The organism is Bacillus sp. PS237, assembly GCF_037963345.1.
Classification (GTDB): domain Bacteria; phylum Bacillota; class Bacilli; order Bacillales; family Bacillaceae; genus Bacillus; species Bacillus subtilis.
Genome location: NZ_CP150156.1, coordinates 2,834,845 through 2,853,724, shown reverse-complemented (window position 1 = coordinate 2,853,724; position 18,880 = coordinate 2,834,845). Strand labels below are relative to the sequence as shown.

17 protein-coding genes and 1 riboswitch are annotated in these 18,880 nt (G+C 44.9%); of the genes, 15 read left to right on the top strand and 2 right to left on the bottom strand.

The annotated features are described in order from the left end of the window. Positions 1 to 34 precede the first annotated feature (34 nt). The gene (gene rnhC, locus NST22_RS14895) at positions 35 to 976 is read right to left on the bottom strand and encodes a ribonuclease HIII (RefSeq protein ID WP_003245949.1); all 942 of its coding nucleotides are present in this window, start codon (positions 974 to 976) and stop codon (positions 35 to 37) included. A 133-nt stretch (positions 977 to 1,109) separates the two neighbouring features. On the opposite strand from rnhC, the gene zapA reads away from it, so the two are divergent. From zapA to NST22_RS14825, 14 genes are all read left to right on the top strand, one after another. Continuing rightward, positions 1,110 to 1,367 (top strand): cell division protein ZapA, encoded by a 258-nt coding sequence (gene zapA / locus NST22_RS14890; RefSeq protein ID WP_003229534.1) that lies wholly within the window; start codon positions 1,110 to 1,112, stop codon positions 1,365 to 1,367. 6 nt (positions 1,368 to 1,373) lie between these two features. Continuing rightward, positions 1,374 to 1,907 (top strand): CvpA family protein, encoded by a 534-nt coding sequence (locus tag NST22_RS14885; protein ID WP_003229537.1) that lies wholly within the window; start codon positions 1,374 to 1,376, stop codon positions 1,905 to 1,907. 73 nt (positions 1,908 to 1,980) lie between these two features. Continuing rightward, a complete protein-coding gene (gene polX / locus NST22_RS14880) occupies positions 1,981 to 3,693 on the top strand; it encodes a DNA polymerase/3'-5' exonuclease PolX (protein ID WP_003229538.1) in 1,713 nt (570 codons plus the stop codon). A gap of 20 nt (positions 3,694 to 3,713) precedes the next feature. Next, positions 3,714 to 6,071 carry an endonuclease MutS2 gene (locus tag NST22_RS14875; protein WP_003229541.1) on the top strand — a complete coding sequence of 786 codons (2,358 nt, stop codon included), beginning with the start codon at positions 3,714 to 3,716 and terminating at the stop codon, positions 6,069 to 6,071. Between the two features lie 14 nt (positions 6,072 to 6,085). Continuing rightward, on the top strand, positions 6,086 to 6,490 hold the full coding sequence (locus tag NST22_RS14870) for a DUF350 domain-containing protein (RefSeq protein WP_003237674.1): 405 nt from the start codon (positions 6,086 to 6,088) through the stop codon (positions 6,488 to 6,490). Positions 6,491 to 6,678: 188 nt separating this feature from the next. Then, a complete protein-coding gene (gene lcfA / locus NST22_RS14865) occupies positions 6,679 to 8,361 on the top strand; it encodes a long-chain-fatty-acid--CoA ligase LcfA (protein WP_004399166.1) in 1,683 nt (560 codons plus the stop codon). Positions 8,362 to 8,465: 104 nt separating this feature from the next. Further along, a complete protein-coding gene (gene fadR / locus NST22_RS14860) occupies positions 8,466 to 9,050 on the top strand; it encodes a fatty acid metabolism transcriptional regulator FadR (protein WP_003229547.1) in 585 nt (194 codons plus the stop codon). A gap of 14 nt (positions 9,051 to 9,064) precedes the next feature. After that, positions 9,065 to 9,841, top strand: coding sequence for an enoyl-CoA hydratase (locus NST22_RS14855; RefSeq protein WP_003229549.1), 777 nt, complete (start codon positions 9,065 to 9,067; stop codon positions 9,839 to 9,841). Positions 9,842 to 9,855: 14 nt separating this feature from the next. Further along, positions 9,856 to 10,629: an electron transfer flavoprotein subunit beta gene (etfB, locus tag NST22_RS14850; RefSeq protein WP_014480500.1), complete on the top strand. Its 774-nt coding sequence runs from the start codon at positions 9,856 to 9,858 to the stop codon at positions 10,627 to 10,629. A gap of 35 nt (positions 10,630 to 10,664) precedes the next feature. Continuing rightward, complete coding sequence (gene etfA / locus NST22_RS14845; RefSeq protein ID WP_003229553.1) at positions 10,665 to 11,642, top strand: electron transfer flavoprotein subunit alpha; 978 nt, start codon at positions 10,665 to 10,667, stop codon at positions 11,640 to 11,642. 214 nt (positions 11,643 to 11,856) lie between these two features. Further along, positions 11,857 to 13,344 carry an alpha-L-arabinofuranosidase AbfB gene (gene abfB / locus NST22_RS14840; protein ID WP_026009861.1) on the top strand — a complete coding sequence of 496 codons (1,488 nt, stop codon included), beginning with the start codon at positions 11,857 to 11,859 and terminating at the stop codon, positions 13,342 to 13,344. 322 nt (positions 13,345 to 13,666) lie between these two features. After that, positions 13,667 to 13,981 carry a thioredoxin gene (trxA, locus tag NST22_RS14835; protein WP_003222500.1) on the top strand — a complete coding sequence of 105 codons (315 nt, stop codon included), beginning with the start codon at positions 13,667 to 13,669 and terminating at the stop codon, positions 13,979 to 13,981. Between the two features lie 135 nt (positions 13,982 to 14,116). Continuing rightward, on the top strand, positions 14,117 to 15,889 hold the full coding sequence (gene uvrC / locus NST22_RS14830; RefSeq protein ID WP_003229562.1) for an excinuclease ABC subunit UvrC: 1,773 nt from the start codon (positions 14,117 to 14,119) through the stop codon (positions 15,887 to 15,889). Between the two features lie 64 nt (positions 15,890 to 15,953). Continuing rightward, a riboswitch (Lysine riboswitch) is annotated at positions 15,954 to 16,133 on the top strand. Positions 16,134 to 16,258: 125 nt separating this feature from the next. Next, positions 16,259 to 17,485: an aspartate kinase gene (locus tag NST22_RS14825; RefSeq protein ID WP_003229564.1), complete on the top strand. Its 1,227-nt coding sequence runs from the start codon at positions 16,259 to 16,261 to the stop codon at positions 17,483 to 17,485. 43 nt (positions 17,486 to 17,528) lie between these two features. Here the strand turns inward: NST22_RS14825 and NST22_RS14820 are convergent, their stop codons facing one another. Further along, entirely contained in the window at positions 17,529 to 17,975 is a 447-nt protein-coding gene (locus NST22_RS14820) for a YslB family protein (RefSeq protein WP_003222508.1), read from the bottom strand. 292 nt (positions 17,976 to 18,267) lie between these two features. On the opposite strand from NST22_RS14820, the gene sdhC reads away from it, so the two are divergent. Then, positions 18,268 to 18,876, top strand: a complete 609-nt coding sequence (gene sdhC, locus NST22_RS14815; protein ID WP_003222512.1) for a succinate dehydrogenase cytochrome B558 — start codon at positions 18,268 to 18,270, stop codon at positions 18,874 to 18,876. Positions 18,877 to 18,880: the final 4 nt, after the last annotated feature.

The window sequence follows — 18,880 nt, the reverse complement described above, 5'->3', positions numbered from 1 at the left end:
AAAAAAGCTTGCAGAGAAATCTGCAAGCTTTTTTCTATGAGCGTTTTTTATCAGCAAGGCGCTGCGCTTTTTGCGTATTGGCGAAATGGAGTTTTGTAAAGGTTCTGAGTGCAGATGCCCCTTTTTTGAGGATTAGCTTGGCGGCCGCTTCATCGACGTGCGGACCGGCGCCTTTTGGAAGCGTCATTCCTGCCGCGCGTGATAGTTTATCCATTTCCATTAAAAACGAATATCTTGCAATGATTGAAGCAGCGGCGACAGCCAGGTGAATGCCTTCAGCTTTTGTGCTAAAATAGGTCCGCTCCTTCACAATGTCTCTGCCCTTTAAATGATTGAAGTAGACGCCTGGCTCAGCGAATTGGTCAATCAAAATGGCTTCAGGCTTTACTCCATCCAATTTTCTTAATAAATGTGTGATCGCCTGATTGTGCAGCAAAGCTTTCATTTTCCCTTGGCTCATGCCTTTTTCCTGCATGCTGTTATACTTTTCATTTTTTAAAACCAGGAGGCTATATGGAATAGTTTTGATCAGGTTTCGGGCAATCTCGATGATTTGCGGATCTTTTAAATCTTTAGAATCCTTAACACCGAGTTCCTTCATTAAAGGAAGCATGGTTTTGTCGACGTACGCGCATACAACCGTCATTGGGCCAAAGTAATCTCCGGTTCCGACTTCGTCAGAACCGATAACAGACATTCCGGCGATATCTGCCGGAGGGGCATAGCGGGGATCAGCCGGCTTTTTGGCCGTTTTCTTCTTTTCCTGAGGCTCTGCTGTTCCCCAGCGCGCGGATTCTGCCGCAGCGTTTTTTCCTTGAAACAAGACCTTACCTGATTGATATGCTGTAATGGTACAGCCGGGCGGTTTTGCCTGAAAAACGGCTCCCTGCGGAACAGAGGCTGTAAGTGAACCGCTGTACGTCATTTTCATTTGGTCAATAGCAGACAACGATACTTTTATCACTGAATGGGACACGTAATAATCTCCTTTTTTTACACTTTTCGCTGTATATACCAGTGTATCATAACAGCGGGAGGCTCGTCTTTCCATTCATTTAATAAACGTGTTATGATAAGAACTAGGATTCTCGCGGAATGGAGGAGAAACGTTGTCTGACGGCAAAAAAACAAAAACAACCGTTGACATTTACGGCCAGCACTTCACGATTGTCGGTGAAGAAAGCAGAGCCCATATGAGGTATGTCGCCGGAATTGTTGATGATAAAATGAGAGAAATCAATGAAAAAAATCCATACCTTGATATAAATAAACTTGCAGTGCTGACAGCGGTAAATGTGGTGCACGATTATGTCAAATTACAAGAGAAATGTGAAAAACTGGAGCGTCAGCTTAAAGAAAAGGATTGAACAACTATGCTAGATATCATCATCTTAATCTTGCTCCTGATGGGGACTTTACTGGGGTTAAAACGCGGTTTTATCCTGCAGTTTATCCGCTTGACGAGCTTTATTTTATCAATTGCCTTTGCGGCTTTATTCTATAAAAACGTGGCACCGCATTTACATTGGATTCCCGCACCCGATTTTTCAGCGGGACAGCCGGCTCTTTCTTTTTTTACGGGGAATTTGGAAGCAGCGTACTATAATGCGATTGCGTTTATCGTTTTATTTATCATTGCTAAAATCTTACTGAGAATCATCGGCTCGTTCCTGAGTATTGTAGCCGGCATTCCGGTGATTAAACAAATCAACCAGATGCTGGGAGCCGTTCTCGGTTTTCTAGAAGTCTATTTATTTACATTTGTGCTGCTGTATGTCGCATCCGTTCTGCCGGTAGACGCGTTGCAGCAAATGATGGGGCAATCGTCTCTCGCAAATGTGATCATTAACCATACACCGTACTTGTCAGGGCTTTTACAAGAGCTGTGGACACAGTACGGGGCATAAAAAAACTTCTCTTGTCCGGAGAAGTTTTTTTCAAGTATGATGGAAACATATGTGAACGTCTGGGGGTTATGATATGCATAAAAAAGATATTATCCGGCTGCTTGAAACCATTGCAGTCTATATGGAACTCAAAGGGGACAACCCGTTTAAAGTATCCGCCTTCCGAAAAGCGGCGGCAGCTCTGGAACAGGACGACCGAAGCTTATCAGAAATGGACGATATGATGTCGCTGTCCGGCATTGGAAAAGGAACGTACAGCGTCATTAAAGAGTATATAGATGAAGGAAAGTCAAGCACGCTCGAATCGCTTCAGAAAGAAGTGCCGGAAGGACTCGTGCCTTTATTGAAGCTGCCGGGGCTCGGCGGCAAAAAAATCGCAAAGCTGTATAAAGAGCTCGGCGTACACGATGCAGAATCTCTGAAGGAAGCCTGTGAGCAGCAAAAGGTCCAGGGTCTTGCGGGCTTCGGCAAAAAATCGGAAGAAAAAATATTACAGGCGCTCGGGGAAGCCGGAAAACAGCCTGAACGGTTCCCGATCGGCTACGCCCTCCGGATCGCGCGGGAAATTGAGGAGCATCTTTCTCAATTTACGCATATCATCAAATTTTCTCGTGCCGGAAGTCTCCGCAGAGCGCGGGAAACGGTGAAGGATCTGGATTATATCATTGCTACAGATCATCCGGCTGAAGTAAGAGAGCAGCTTCTTGAGCTGCCAAACATCAAAAGCGTGATCGCAAGCGGAGATACGAAGGTGTCCGTCATCCTTTCCTTTGAATATGAAACAAGCGTCGATTTCCGTCTTGTGACGGAAGAGCAGTTTCCGACAACACTCCATCATTTTACGGGATCAAAGGATCACAATATTAAGATGCGCCAAATCGCCAAAGAACGCGGCGAGCGGATCAGTGAATACGGCGTTGAGACAGTTGAAACCGGAGAGATCAAAACATTTCCGAGTGAACGTGAATTTTATGCGCACTTCGGCCTGCCGCTGATTCCGCCGGAAATTCGTGAAAGCGGACAGGAAGTGGAAACCTACAGCGACAGCATTGAACTGATAGAGCTCGGGCAAATCAAAGGTGATCTCCACATGCACTCAACGTGGAGCGATGGCGCATTTTCGATCAGAGAGATGGCTGAAGCCTGCATCAAAAAAGGCTATCAATACATGGCGATCACCGATCACTCACAATATTTAAAGGTCGCCAACGGGCTTACTGCAGAAAGACTTAAGCAGCAGGCAAAAGAAATTGACGCGCTGAATGCAGAGTTTGAAAACTTCCGTATTTTGAAAGGCGTTGAGATGGATATCCTGCCTGACGGTACGCTCGATTATGATGACGATGTGCTTGCGGAAATGGATATCGTTATTGCATCGATTCATTCCAGTTTTAATCAGCCGGAACACGTGATTATGAAACGGCTTGAGACGGCACTGACAAACAAGCATGTTGACATTATCGCACACCCGACCGGGCGCCTTATCGGCAGACGGGCCGGTTACGAAATCGATATTGATCAGCTGATTGAGCTTGCGAGGAAAACAAATACGGCGCTTGAACTCAATGCCAACCCTGCGCGCCTTGATCTGCGCACAGAGCATTTAATGAAAGCAAACGAACAAGGGGTTACATTGGTGATTAATACTGATGCCCATAATATTGAGATGTTAGACGATATGAAAACTGGCGTTACTGCCGCGCGCAAAGGATGGACGGAAACGAAAAACGTTCTGAATGCCCGGTCGCTTAAAGACGTAGAGGCATTTCTGAAGCGCAACGATTAAGTAAGGAGGCTCACACAATCGTGCAGCAAAAAGTATTATCAGCTCTTGAATTTCATAAAGTGAAAGAACAGGTTATTGGGCATGCCGCTTCATCGCTCGGAAAAGAAATGCTTCTCGAGCTTAAGCCTTCTGCTTCTATAGACGAAATCAAAAAACAGCTGGATGAAGTAGACGAAGCTTCTGACATTATCCGGCTGAGAGGCCAAGCGCCATTTGGCGGCCTTGTAGATATCAGAGGAGCGTTAAGACGGGCGGAAATCGGCAGCGTTCTCAGTCCTTCTGAATTCACTGAAATCTCAGGCCTGCTTTATGCAGTTAAACAAATGAAACATTTTATCACGCAAATGGCTGAAGACGGTGTCGACATTCCGCTGATCCATCAGCATGCTGAACAGCTTATCACGCTGTCCGATTTAGAGCGGGACATTAATTCCTGCATTGATGATCACGGAGAAGTGCTTGATCATGCATCGGAAACATTAAGAGGAATCCGCACACAGCTCAGAACACTCGAATCAAGAGTCAGAGACCGGTTAGAGTCGATGCTGCGTTCCTCTTCCGCATCGAAAATGCTGTCTGATACGATTGTTACGATTCGGAATGACCGCTTTGTGATCCCGGTCAAACAGGAGTACAGATCCAGCTATGGAGGAATTGTGCACGACACCTCATCCTCTGGTGCGACACTATTCATTGAACCGCAGGCGATTGTAGATATGAACAATTCCCTTCAGCAGGCGAAAGTGAAAGAAAAGCAAGAAATTGAACGGATTTTGCGTGTGCTGACAGAGAAAACGGCAGAGTATACAGAGGAGCTATTTCTAGATTTGCAAGTGCTGCAGACGCTTGACTTTATTTTTGCAAAAGCTAGATATGCAAAAGCGGTTAAAGCGACAAAACCGATTATGAACGACACCGGCTTTATCCGTTTGAAAAAAGCCCGCCATCCATTGCTTCCGCCTGATCAGGTTGTTGCCAATGACATCGAGCTTGGCCGCGATTTTTCAACCATTGTCATCACAGGGCCAAACACCGGGGGGAAAACAGTCACCCTTAAAACGTTAGGCCTGCTAACCTTAATGGCGCAGTCAGGTCTTCATATCCCGGCAGATGAAGGGTCAGAAGCGGCAGTATTTGAGCACGTATTCGCTGATATCGGTGATGAACAGTCGATTGAGCAAAGTTTAAGTACGTTCTCATCCCATATGGTGAATATTGTCGGCATTTTAGAACAGGTCAATGAAAACAGCCTTGTGCTTTTCGATGAACTTGGTGCAGGGACAGATCCGCAGGAGGGGGCGGCCCTCGCCATGAGCATCTTGGATGACGTGCATCGCACCAATGCACGAGTGTTAGCTACGACGCATTATCCGGAATTGAAGGCGTACGGCTATAACAGAGAAGGCGTCATGAATGCCAGCGTTGAATTTGACATCGAAACGCTGTCACCGACCTATAAACTTTTAATTGGTGTGCCGGGTCGAAGCAATGCTTTCGAAATTTCAAAACGCCTCGGGCTCCCGGACCATATCATCGGGCAGGCGAAGTCAGAAATGACGGCCGAGCATAACGAAGTCGATACGATGATTGCGTCGCTGGAACAAAGCAAAAAACGTGCGGAAGAAGAGCTTTCTGAGACAGAATCAATCAGAAAAGAAGCGGAAAAACTGCATAAAGAGCTGCAGCAGCAAATCATCGAGCTTAACAGCAAAAAAGACAAAATGCTTGAAGAGGCAGAACAGCAGGCTGCTGAAAAAGTAAAAGCGGCAATGAAAGAAGCCGAGGACATTATTCATGAATTGCGCACCATAAAAGAAGAACACAAATCCTTCAAGGATCACGAGCTGATTAACGCGAAGAAACGGTTAGAAGGCGCTATGCCTGCTTTTGAAAAGTCCAAGAAACCGGAAAAGCCGAAAACGCAAAAACGCGACTTTAAGCCTGGCGACGAGGTGAAAGTCCTCACTTTCGGGCAAAAAGGAACATTGCTCGAAAAAACAGGCGGCAATGAATGGAACGTTCAAATCGGTATTTTAAAGATGAAAGTAAAAGAAAAAGATCTGGAGTTTATCAAATCAGCTCCGGAGCCAAAAAAAGAAAAAATGATTACAGCGGTCAAAGGAAAGGACTATCACGTATCGCTTGAACTTGATCTTCGCGGCGAACGCTATGAAAATGCCCTCAGCCGGGTTGAAAAATACTTGGATGATGCGGTGTTAGCCGGATATCCAAGAGTGTCAATCATCCACGGAAAAGGAACCGGCGCTTTAAGAAAAGGCGTACAGGATCTTCTGAAAAACCACCGCAGCGTCAAAAGTTCCCGTTTCGGTGAAGCAGGTGAGGGAGGATCAGGCGTTACGGTTGTTGAACTAAAATAAAAGGGAGTATGGCCATGAGTGATTTTTGGGAAAACGAGCTTGTGGAAATCGCGGCATATTACAGTGTCGCGGTTCTCTGCCTCGTCCTCTTTTTGACTGTGTTTGAGCTGGTGACGGCTTATAAAAACTGGGAAGAGATTCAAAAAGGAAATCTTGCGGTGGCAATGGCGACCGGCGGAAAAATTTTGGGAATCGCAAACGTATTTCAGCATTCCATCTCCCAGCATAATTCGCTGCTGCAAATGATCGGCTGGGGCGTTTACGGGTTTGTTATGCTTCTGATCAGCTACTTTATTTTTGAGTTTTTGACTCCGCGGTTTAAAATTGATCAGGAAATCGAAAATGATAACCGGGCTGTCGGCTTTATTTCATTTGTCATTTCTGTCGGGCTTTCTTTTGTGGTGGCAGCCGGAATATAAGGGGACGGAGAATAGATGGAAAAGCTTGCGAAAATACTGCTCGCCGCAGCGGGAATCTTTTTGTTAATTGGTCTTATATATCTGTTCATATTATGAGAAAAAGAAAGATTTACCTTTCTTTTTCTTTTTTTTGCCGTCCATCTGCTATAATGATAAGGTGGATCTCTAAAATCGAAAGGGGAGGTTTTATGCAGTCTCAAAAGCCGTGGCTTGCCGAGTATCCCAACGATATCCCGCATGAGCTTCCGTTGCCGAATAAAACCCTGCAATCCATCCTGACAGACTCCGCCGCACGATTCCCTGATAAAACCGCAATATCGTTTTATGGAAAAAAACTCACCTTTCATGACATTCTGACGGATGCTCTTAAACTTGCAGCTTTTTTGCAGTGCAATGGCCTGCAAAAAGGAGACAGAGTGGCTGTTATGCTGCCCAATTGCCCGCAAACAGTGATTTCTTATTATGGCGTCTTGTTTGCCGGTGGCATCGTGGTGCAGACGAATCCGCTTTATACCGAGCATGAGCTTGAATACCAGCTTAGAGATGCTCAGGTAAGTGTAATCATCACCTTAGATTTGCTTTTCCCGAAGGCAATAAAAATGAAAACGTTATCAATAGTCGACCAGATTTTGATAACCAGTGTAAAAGACTATTTGCCTTTTCCGAAAAATATTCTTTACCCGCTGACGCAAAAACAAAAAGTGCATATCGACTTTGACAAAACAGCTAACATTCACACGTTCGCTTCCTGTATGAAGCAGGAAAAAACTGAACTCCTGACAATCCCGAAGATCGATCCTGAGCATGATATCGCTGTCCTCCAGTATACCGGAGGAACAACCGGAGCTCCAAAAGGGGTCATGCTCACGCACCAAAATATTTTGGCAAATACTGAAATGTGCGCCGCTTGGATGTATGACGTGAAAGAAGGCGCTGAAAAAGTGCTGGGCATCGTTCCATTTTTTCATGTCTACGGACTGACGGCAGTCATGAACTATTCGATTAAACTAGGCTTCGAAATGATTCTTCTTCCTAAGTTTGATCCGCTCGAAACACTTAAAATCATCGACAAACACAAACCGACGCTCTTTCCTGGCGCACCGACAATTTACATTGGCCTTTTGCATCACCCTGAATTGCAGCATTATGATCTGTCATCCATTAAAAGCTGTCTTAGCGGATCAGCCGCGCTCCCCGTGGAGGTAAAGCAGAAATTTGAAAAGGTGACTGGTGGAAAGCTTGTGGAAGGCTATGGTTTGTCTGAGGCATCCCCAGTGACGCACGCCAACTTTATCTGGGGAAAAAACAAGCCGGGCAGTATCGGCTGTCCTTGGCCGAGTACGGACGCTGCGATCTATTCTGAAGAGACGGGTGAGCTTGCCGCTCCGTATGAGCATGGAGAAATCATTGTAAAAGGTCCGCAAGTCATGAAAGGATACTGGAATAAACCAGAGGAAACCGCCGCAGTGCTGAGAGATGGCTGGCTGTTCACCGGGGACATGGGCTATATGGATGAAGAAGGCTTTTTCTATATTGCTGACAGGAAGAAGGATATCATCATTGCCGGCGGTTACAATATTTACCCGCGTGAGGTAGAAGAAGCGCTTTATGAACATGAAGCCATCCAGGAAATTGTTGTCGCAGGCGTTCCCGATTCCTACAGGGGAGAAACAGTAAAAGCATTTGTCGTATTAAAGAAAGGCGCAAAAGCCGATACAGAAGAACTGGACGCTTTTGCGAGATCACGTCTAGCTCCCTATAAGGTGCCCAAAGCCTATGAGTTCAGAAAGGAGCTGCCGAAAACGGCGGTGGGAAAAATTTTAAGAAGGCGTTTACTTGAAGAAGAAACCGAAAATCATCATATCAAATAAAAAAAGAGAACGCCTATGAATAAACTTGACAAACCTGAAAATCCTTCTTATCATGAAATTATGAATGAATAGTCATTCATTTCTATAGGAAGGAACGATGAACATTGAAGCAAAAACGGCCAAAGTATATGCAGATTATTGATGCAGCAGTAGAAGTCATTGCAGAAAACGGCTACCACCAGTCACAGGTATCCAAAATTGCCAAACAAGCCGGGGTAGCGGACGGCACCATCTATCTCTATTTTAAAAACAAAGAAGATATTTTAATTTCTCTTTTCAAAGAAAAAATGGGTCAATTTATTGAGCGGATGGAAGAGGACATTAAAGAAAAAGCAACAGCGAAAGAGAAATTGGCGCTTGTGATTTCAAAGCATTTTTCCCTTTTAGCGGGTGACCATAATCTCGCCATTGTCACGCAGCTTGAGCTCCGCCAATCCAACTTGGAGCTGCGCCAAAAAATCAACGAAATATTAAAAGGCTACTTAAATATTTTGGATGGCATTTTGACGGAAGGTATACAATCAGGCGAAATAAAAGAAGGCCTCGATGTCCGCCTCGCCCGGCAGATGATTTTTGGAACGATTGACGAAACTGTGACAACTTGGGTGATGAATGACCAAAAGTACGATCTCGTTGCGCTTTCAAACAGCGTTTTAGAATTATTGGTATCCGGAATTCACAATAAGTAAAGGAGTTCTGTCCTATGAATGCAATTTCACTTGCGGTTGATCAATTTGTGGCAGTCTTGACGATTCACAATCCGCCGGCAAACGCGCTTTCAAGCCGGATATTAGAAGAGCTGTCTTCCTGTCTTGATCAATGTGAGACAGATGCAGGCGTACGAAGCATTATCATTCACGGCGAGGGAAGATTTTTCTCAGCCGGCGCTGATATTAAAGAATTTACATCGCTTAAAGGCAATGAGGATTCCTCATTGCTCGCTGAGCGCGGCCAGCAGTTAATGGAGAGAATCGAAAGTTTTCCAAAACCGATTATCGCAGCGATTCACGGCGCTGCTCTCGGAGGCGGGCTGGAGCTTGCAATGGCCTGTCACATCAGAATCGCGGCAGAAGATGCTAAGCTGGGGCTCCCGGAGCTTAATCTCGGTATCATTCCAGGTTTTGCGGGGACACAGCGCCTTCCGAGATATGTCGGTACAGCCAAAGCACTGGAGCTCATCGGATCAGGAGAACCGATATCCGGAAAAGAAGCGCTTGATCTCGGACTTGTCTCAATTGGAGCGAAAGATGAGGCAGAAGTGATTGAAAAAGCAAAAGCACTTGCCGCTAAGTTTGCAGAGAAAAGCCCGCAAACGCTGGCATCTTTGCTTGAACTTCTTTATTCCAACAAGGTGTATTCCTATGAAGGCAGCTTAAAGCTTGAAGCAAAGCGATTTGGGGAAGCATTTGAGTCAGAGGACGCCAAGGAAGGCATCCAGGCATTTCTCGAAAAAAGAAAGCCTCAGTTCAAAGGCGAATAAAAGGGGATATGATCATGAATCTATTTGTACTGATGAAACGGACGTTTGACACAGAAGAAAAAATCGTCATTGAAACAGGAAAGATTCAGGATGACGGAGCGGAATGGATCATTAATCCATATGATGAGTACGCGATAGAAGAAGCCATCCAGCTGAAGGAAAAGCATGGCGGCACGATCACCGCTGTCACGGTCGGCGGTGAAGAAGCGGAGAAAGAATTGCGTACGGCGCTTGCCATGGGTTGTGACCAAGCTGTTTTAATCAACATAGAAGATGATCTTGAAGAACCCGACCAATATTCCATTTCTCAAGTTTTATACCACTATATGAAGGATCAGGAGTTTGATTTGATTCTCGGCGGAAATGTTGCCATTGACGGAGGATCAGGACAAGTGGCGCCTCGGCTTGCCGAGCTACTGGACATTCCGTGTATCACTACGATCACCAAACTCGAAATCAACGGCACTGATGCAGAAGCAGAAAGGGACGTCGAAGGGGATGTTGAAAAAATCAAAACGACGCTCCCATTGCTTGTCACAGCTCAGCAGGGCTTAAACGAGCCGCGCTATCCATCGCTTCCGGGAATTATGAAGGCTAAGAAAAAGCCGCTTGAAGAGCTTGAACTTGATGATCTTGATCTGGACGAAGAGGATGCTGAACCAAAGCTGAAAACCATTGAACGTTTTCTGCCGCCGAAAAAAGAAGCCGGGAAGCTTCTCCAAGGTGAGCCTGCTGAACAGGCAAAAGAGCTTGTTTCATTGCTCCGCAGCGAAGCTAAAGTCATTTAAAACTTGGACATTCAAAGAAACAGGGGGATGTTAGAATGGGAAAAAAAGTGATCGTGCTTGGAGAAATACGCGATGGGGAATTGCGAAATGTCACCTTTGAAGCAATAGCTGCAGGAAGAACCATTTCAGGAGATGGGGAAGTCATCGGTGTTCTCATCGGTGAAAATGTACAAAGCATTGCACAAGAGCTTATTCATTACGGAGCAGATAAAGTTCTTACCGCTGAGGACCCGAAGCTGAAAACATACACGGCAGACGGGTACAGCCAGGTCATGAGAGGTGTTATCGAGCAAGAAAATCCTGATTCAGTCATCTTCGGGCATACGGCAATGGGCAAGGATCTTTCACCGAAGCTTGCTGCCCGGCTGCAAACAGGCTTAATTTCTGATGCTATAGATGTAAGCGTTACCGGAGGAAATGTTGTGTTCACACGGCCGATTTACTCGGGGAAAGCTTTTGAACGTGTCATTTCAACCGATCCGATGATCTTTGCAACAATTCGCCCCAATAACATTCAAGCTTCAGAAAAAGACACCAGCAGGTCGGGAAGCATCGAAAGCATAAATGTCTCTCTTACTGACCTTCGCACCGTGATTCAAGAGGTCGTGAAAAAAACGGCGGACGGTGTTGATCTCTCCGAAGCGAAAATTATCGTTGCGGGCGGCCGAGGAGTCAAAAGCAAGGAGGGATTTCAGCCTCTGCAGGAGCTTGCAGAGGTGCTAGGGGCCGCAGTCGGGGCTTCTCGCGGGGCATGTGACGCTGATTATTGCGATTACGCTCTTCAAATCGGGCAGACGGGGAAAGTCGTCACTCCGGATTTGTACATTGCATGCGGCATTTCCGGTGCCATCCAGCATTTGGCCGGCATGTCAAACAGCAAGGTGATCGTCGCCATCAATAAAGATCCCGAAGCCGATATCTTTAAAATAGCGGATTACGGCATCGTCGGTGATTTATTTGAAGTTGTCCCGTTATTAACTGAGGAATTCAAACAGTTGAATATACACTCATAAAGGAAATCCCGGACTTTAAAAGTCCGGGTTTTTATATTTGTAAATACATACGTACAAATATAAATGAGATAGAAAATGTCGTTGACATGTACGAACATATATAATATGGTTACTTTAAAAGCGCTTACATTCATGCTGACTCCTCAGGCAAAAGACAGATCACATATTTGACTGTGGTGCTTTTCATATCCGTATGAAAGGAATGATCAGAGGCATGTCTGAACATCAAGCAGTGATTCAAACAGATATCGTAAAAGGAACCATTAACAAAAATATATACGGTCATTTTGCTGAGCATTTAGGAAGAGGGATTTATGAGGGGATCTGGGTTGGAACGGACTCAGACATCCCCAATATCAACGGGATACGAAAGGACGTGCTGGAGGCGCTCAAACAGCTGCACATTCCTGTCCTCAGGTGGCCGGGCGGGTGTTTTGCGGACGAATACCATTGGGCAAACGGTGTCGGTGACCGTAAGACAATGCTGAACACTCACTGGGGCGGTACAATTGAATCAAATGAATTCGGAACGCATGAATTTATGATGCTTTGCGAGCTGCTTGAATGCGAGCCATATATTTGCGGCAATGTCGGAAGCGGAACCGTTCAGGAAATGTCGGAGTGGATTGAGTATATGACATTTGAAGAAGGCACGCCGATGTCAGACTGGAGAAAGCAAAATGGAAGAGAAGAGCCTTGGAAGCTGAAATATTTCGGCGTGGGCAATGAAAACTGGGGCTGCGGCGGCAACATGCATCCCGAATACTACGCAGATCTGTACCGGCGTTTTCAGACTTATGTCCGCAATTACAGCGGGAATGACATTTATAAAATTGCAGGCGGCGCAAATGTGGATGATTTTAATTGGACGGACGTGCTTATGAAAAAAGCCGCTGGCCTGATGGACGGGTTGAGTCTTCATTATTACACGATTCCGGGGGATTTCTGGAAGGGCAAAGGATCAGCCACAGAATTCACGGAAGATGAGTGGTTTATTACGATGAAAAAAGCCAAATACATCGATGAATTGATTCAAAAACACGGCACGATCATGGACCGGTACGATCCGGAGCAGCGGGTCGGGCTGATTATTGATGAATGGGGCACTTGGTTTGATCCCGAGCCAGGCACGAATCCCGGTTTCTTATATCAGCAAAACACCATTCGTGATGCACTGGTGGCGGCTTCTCATTTCCACATTTTCCATCAGCATTGCCGCCGGGTGCAAATGGCCAACATCGCCCAAACAGTAAACGTTCTACAAGCGATGATTTTGACTGAGGGCGAGCGGATGCTTTTGACACCGACGTACCATGTATTCAATATGTTTAAGGTGCACCAGGACGCTTCTCTTTTAGCAACAGAGACAATGTCTGCCGACTATGAATGGAAGGGTGAAACGCTTCCGCAAATCAGCATTTCAGCGTCGAAACAAGCTGAAGGTGATATCAATATCACTATTTGCAACATCGATCACCAAAACAAAGCGGAGGCGGAAATCGAGCTGAGAGGCCTACACAAGGCAGCGGACCATTCCGGAGTCATTCTTACGGCAGAAAAAATGAATGCGCATAACACGTTTGACGATCCTCATCATGTCAAACCGGAATCCTTCAGACAATACACGCTCAGCAAAAACAAACTGAAAGTAAAACTCCCGCCAATGTCAGTCGTCTTACTTACGCTGCGTGCTGATTCTTAATCGCGCAAGAGCGCCGGAGCTTCATGCCGGCGCTCTTTTTCAGGTTTTAAAACAGCTCCGGCAGGGCATGGTAAAGTACATGACAGTGAAGAGGAGATGTGATCTTATGCTTCGTACCATTTTAATGATTATTGGGGCAATTGTAGTGATCGGGGCCATTATCAGATTTGTGTTTTAAAAAAAGAGCATATCCCATTCAACCATATAAAAATGAGTAAACCGGCTGTGATCAGGAAAAAATAATTTGTAAGCATTAAAATAGCGTGAACGAATGGGAGATGCTATACTAAAAATCATCATTTCACATTGGAGGAATTCAATAATGGCTATCGTAAAAGCAACTGATCAATCTTTCTCAGCTGAAACAAGCGAAGGCGTCGTACTGGCAGACTTCTGGGCTCCTTGGTGCGGACCTTGTAAAATGATTGCACCTGTTCTTGAAGAATTGGATCAAGAAATGGGAGACAAACTGAAAATCGTAAAAATCGATGTAGACGAAAACCAAGAAACTGCCGGAAAATACGGCGTTATGAGCATCCCGACTCTTCTTGTGTTAAAAGACGGCGAAGTAGTTGAAACTTCAGTCGGCTTCAAACCAAAAGAAGCGCTTCAAGAGCTTGTAAACAAACATCTTTAATTTTCCGCTGCTTACATGCCAGAGCGATTCCGATTGAGGGATCGCTTTTTTTATTCGCCAATTGTGAACCATAGAGAAAAACAAACGTTCGTGTTAAACTGGAAATAAAGGATTAAACATAAGGAAGGGTAACATATGAACAAACAACTGAAAGAAAAACTCGCTCTCCTTCCTGATCAACCGGGTTGTTATCTCATGAAGGACCGGCAGCAGACTGTGATCTACGTAGGGAAAGCAAAAGTGCTGAAAAACAGAGTGCGCTCCTACTTCACCGGTTCTCACGACGCGAAAACCCAAAGGCTTGTGACGGAAATCGAGGATTTTGAATATATCGTGACGTCCTCCAATCTTGAAGCGCTTATTTTAGAAATGAATCTGATCAAAAAGCATGATCCGAAATACAACGTCATGCTCAAAGACGACAAAACCTATCCTTTCATAAAACTCACCCATGAACGCCACCCAAGGCTGATTGTCACCCGCAATGTCAAAAAAGACAAAGGGCGCTATTTCGGGCCGTATCCGAATGTACAGGCAGCAAGGGAAACAAAAAAACTGCTCGACCGTCTGTATCCTCTCAGAAAATGCTCCAAGCTCCCGGACAGAGTGTGCCTTTACTATCATCTGGGCCAATGCCTCGCTCCGTGTGTAAAGGATATTTCCGAAGAGACGAACAGAGAGCTGGTTGAAAGCATTACACGTTTCTTAAGGGGCGGCTATAATGAGGTCAAAAAAGAGCTTGAAGAGAAAATGCATGAAGCTGCTGAGAATCTTGAGTTTGAACGAGCAAAAGAGCTTCGTGACCAAATGGCCCATATTGAATCAACGATGGAAAAACAAAAAATGACGATGAACGATCTAGTCGACCGTGATGTGTTCGCGTACGCGTACGATAAGGGCTGGATGTGCGTGCAGGTCTTTTTCATCCGCCAAGGAAAGCTCATTGAACGCGATGTCAGCATGTTCCCGCTTTATCAGGAAGCAGATGAAGAGTTCCTCACGTTCATCGGGCAGTTCTATTCAAAAAACAACCACTTCCTTCCGAAGGAGATTTTAGTTCCGGACAGCGTAGATCAATCTATGATCGAGCAGCTGCTGGAAACAAACGTTCACCAGCCGAAAAAAGGCCCGAAAAAAGAACTGCTCATGCTTGCCCATAAAAATGCGAAAATCGCATTGAAAGAAAAATTCTCTTTAATCGAACGGGACGAGGAGCGTTCAATCGGGGCAGTGCAGAAACTAGGTGAGGCATTAAATATTTATACGCCGCACAGAATTGAAGCGTTTGATAACTCAAATATACAGGGGACAAACCCGGTTTCCGCGATGATTGTGTTTATCGATGGCAAACCATACAAAAAGGAATACCGCAAATATAAAATCAAAACTGTTACAGGGCCGGATGATTACGGTTCTATGAGAGAGGTTGTCAGAAGACGCTATACGAGAGTGCTTCGTGAGAATCTGCCGCTGCCCGATCTGATCATCATTGACGGAGGAAAAGGGCAGATCAACGCAGCAAGGGATGTCATTGAAAATGAACTCGGCTTGGATATCCCGATCGCCGGTTTAGCGAAAGATGAAAAACACAGAACCTCAAATTTACTGATCGGTGATCCGCTGGAGGTGGTGTATCTGGAACGAAACAGCCAGGAATTTTACCTCCTGCAGCGCATTCAGGACGAGGTGCACCGTTTTGCAATCAGTTTTCACAGGCAAATCCGCGGAAAAAGCGCGTTTCAATCCGTTTTGGACGACATCCCGGGTATCGGAGAGAAAAGAAAGAAAATGCTGTTAAAGCATTTCGGTTCCGTTAAAAAAATGAAGGAAGCAAGCCTTGAGGACATCAAAAAAGCCGGTGTTCCCACAGCGGCGGCTCAGCTCCTTTACGACAAATTGCAAAAATAATGTTGTCCTTTTAAATAAGATCTGATAAAATGTGAACTAATTTCATAGTTAGATCGTGTTATATGGTGAAGATAGAGGTGCGAACTTCAAGAGTATGCCTTTGGAGAAAGATGGATTCTGTGAAAAAGGCTGAAAGGGGAGCGTCGCCGAAGCAAATAAAACCCCATCGGTATTATTTGCTGGCCGTGCATTGAATAAATGTAAGGCTGTCAAGAAATCATTTTCTTGGAGGGCTATCTCGTTGTTCATAATCATTTATGATGATTAATTGATAAGCAATGAGAGTATTCCTCTCATTGCTTTTTTTATTGTGGACAAAGCGCTCTTTCTCCTCACCCGCACGAACCAAAATGTAAAGGGTGGTAATACATGGGTCTTATTGTACAAAAATTCGGAGGCACTTCCGTCGGCTCAGTCGAAAAAATTCAAAATGCGGCAAACCGCGCAATTGCAGAAAAACAGAAAGGCCATCAAGTCGTTGTCGTCGTTTCAGCAATGGGAAAATCCACTGACGAATTGGTCAGCCTTGCAAAAGCTATTTCTGACCAGCCGAGCAAACGCGAAATGGATATGCTGCTGGCGACAGGCGAGCAGGTCACGATTTCACTCCTTTCAATGGCATTGCAGGAAAAAGGCTATGACGCTGTGTCTTATACTGGCTGGCAGGCGGGAATCCGTACGGAGGCCATTCACGGAAACGCCAGAATTACAGATATCGACACTTCGGTTTTAGCAGACCAGCTTGAAAAAGGAAAAATTGTCATTGTTGCAGGATTCCAAGGCATGACAGAGGATTGTGAAATTACGACATTGGGCCGGGGCGGTTCAGATACAACAGCAGTTGCTTTGGCTGCCGCTTTAAAAGCTGATAAATGTGACATATACACAGACGTGCCAGGCGTGTTTACAACCGATCCGCGCTATGTGAAATCAGCGAGAAAACTTGAGGGCATCTCATACGATGAAATGCTTGAACTTGCCAATTTAGGCGCCGGTGTTCTTCATCCGAGAGCAGTTGAGTTCGCGAAAAATTACCAAGTGCCGTTAGAAGTGCGTTCAAGTACAGAAACCGAAGCGGGAACATTAATTGAGGAGGAATCATCCATGGAACAGAATTTAATTGTCAGAGGCATTGCATTTGAAGATCAAATCACAAGAGTAACCATTTACGGGCTGACTAGCGGCCTGACAACTTTGTCTACTATTTTTACAACACTTGCCAAAAGAAACATAAACGTGGATATCATTATCCAAACGCAGGCCGAGGACAAGACTGGAATTTCCTTCTCTGTCAAAACAGAAGATGCAGACCAAACCGTTGCGGTGCTTGAAGAGTATAAAGACGCGCTGGAATTTGAGAAAATCGAGACAGAAAGCAAATTGGCTAAAGTATCTATTGTTGGATCCGGCATGGTCTCAAATCCCGGTGTAGCGGCTGAAATGTTTGCTGTACTGGCGCAAAAAAACATTTTAATCAAAATGGTCAGCACATCTGAAATCAAAGTGTCAACAGTCGTAAGCGAAAATGACATGGTGAAAGCAGTCGAGTCGCTTCACGATGCATTTGAGCTTTCAAAACACCCTTCAGCTGTGTAATGACAATCAAAAAGGCGGGACTATGCAGTCACCGCCTTTTTGATTACACTGGGTCTTTCATATCCCATTTCACAGTCAGAACCACTTTATCGGCTCTCTTTTTCACTTGTTCATATGATTCGGCAATCTGATCATTCATCAATTGAATTTGTTCAGCGATAAAACCAGCCTCCAGCTGAAAGCAAGGTTCTTTCTGATGTTTAAGCCGGTTGGAAATGATCGGCCCTTCAAGTTCAAATTCAAGCTCCTGTTTTTTAGCGCTTACGTTGGTGAGGGTTCCCCAGCCCGCTTCTTCAAAGAAGGCCGGAAATTCCTCCCATGATTCAAGAGGAAACTTACGGGCGAGATGTTTTCCTGCCCAATACATCATGGAAGAGTAATCTTGGCCAAGCATATCTGGGAGAACGATCTCTCGTATTAGTTCGTAGGCATAGGCGTTCATTTCAATTTCTTTTAGGTTGTCAATAGATGCTTCAAATTTAGACTTCATATCTGTCTCCCCTCTCTCCTGCGTATATTATAGCTCAAACAGGGGGGAGGATTACAGAATGATCCTGTAATTCTTATGAAAAATTAAGTAAGAAATATATATTGATAAAATAAAATTTTTCAATCAACTAACCAATTCGGAAAATTATAATTTATGTACGCGTTTTCTTGACGCCCTTTTGAGGGAGGAGTAAAATGAAATTGTCAATAAATCTTAATAAAGTGCTTACAATTGAAAGAAGTGGGGGAAGAGATTTAGCACATTTCGCACTTATCAAACAGGGGGTAAAGTAATGTCTGGGAACAGAGAGTTTTATTTTCGAAGATTGCATTCCTTGCTTGGCGTCATACCGGTCGGCATCTTTCTTATTCAGCATTTAGTCGTCAACCAGTTTGCCGCAAGGGGCGCTGAAGCATTCAATAGCGCTGCTCATTTTATGGATAGTCTGCCTTTCAGGTATGCCTTGGAAATTTTTATTATCTTCTTACCATTAATTTATCATGCAGTTTATGGTGTGTACATAGCGTTTACTGCGAAAAATAACGCAGGTCAATACAGCTACATGAGAAACTGGCTATTCGTCCTGCAGCGTGTAACCGGTATCATCACCCTCATTTTCGTCAGCTGGCACGTGTGGGAAACCCGCATTGCCGCACAAATGGGCGCTGAGGTCAATTTCGACATGATGGCGAATATTTTGAGCTCTCCGGCTATGCTTGGTTTTTACATTGTCGGTGTTTTATCAACAATTTTCCACTTCTCGAACGGTTTATGGTCTTTCGCTGTTACATGGGGCATCACGGTAACGCCTCGTTCTCAAAGAATTTCGACATACGTTACGCTGATTATTTTTGTTGCACTGTCATACGTAGGCTTAAAAGCGATTTTCGCATTTGTTTAAGAGT

Coding starts and splice junctions, on each gene's coding strand:
- trxA (WP_003222500.1), top strand. CDS start 13,667: ATGGCTATCGTAAAAGCAACTGATCAATCTTTCTCAGCTGAAACAAGC.
- polX (WP_003229538.1), top strand. CDS start 1,981: ATGCATAAAAAAGATATTATCCGGCTGCTTGAAACCATTGCAGTCTAT.
- NST22_RS14870 (WP_003237674.1), top strand. CDS start 6,086: ATGAGTGATTTTTGGGAAAACGAGCTTGTGGAAATCGCGGCATATTAC.
- NST22_RS14825 (WP_003229564.1), top strand. CDS start 16,259: ATGGGTCTTATTGTACAAAAATTCGGAGGCACTTCCGTCGGCTCAGTC.
- etfA (WP_003229553.1), top strand. CDS start 10,665: ATGGGAAAAAAAGTGATCGTGCTTGGAGAAATACGCGATGGGGAATTG.
- lcfA (WP_004399166.1), top strand. CDS start 6,679: ATGCAGTCTCAAAAGCCGTGGCTTGCCGAGTATCCCAACGATATCCCG.
- etfB (WP_014480500.1), top strand. CDS start 9,856: ATGAATCTATTTGTACTGATGAAACGGACGTTTGACACAGAAGAAAAA.
- sdhC (WP_003222512.1), top strand. CDS start 18,268: ATGTCTGGGAACAGAGAGTTTTATTTTCGAAGATTGCATTCCTTGCTT.
- abfB (WP_026009861.1), top strand. CDS start 11,857: ATGTCTGAACATCAAGCAGTGATTCAAACAGATATCGTAAAAGGAACC.
- NST22_RS14820 (WP_003222508.1), bottom strand. CDS start 17,975: ATGAAGTCTAAATTTGAAGCATCTATTGACAACCTAAAAGAAATTGAA.
- uvrC (WP_003229562.1), top strand. CDS start 14,117: ATGAACAAACAACTGAAAGAAAAACTCGCTCTCCTTCCTGATCAACCG.
- NST22_RS14885 (WP_003229537.1), top strand. CDS start 1,374: ATGCTAGATATCATCATCTTAATCTTGCTCCTGATGGGGACTTTACTG.
- NST22_RS14855 (WP_003229549.1), top strand. CDS start 9,065: ATGAATGCAATTTCACTTGCGGTTGATCAATTTGTGGCAGTCTTGACG.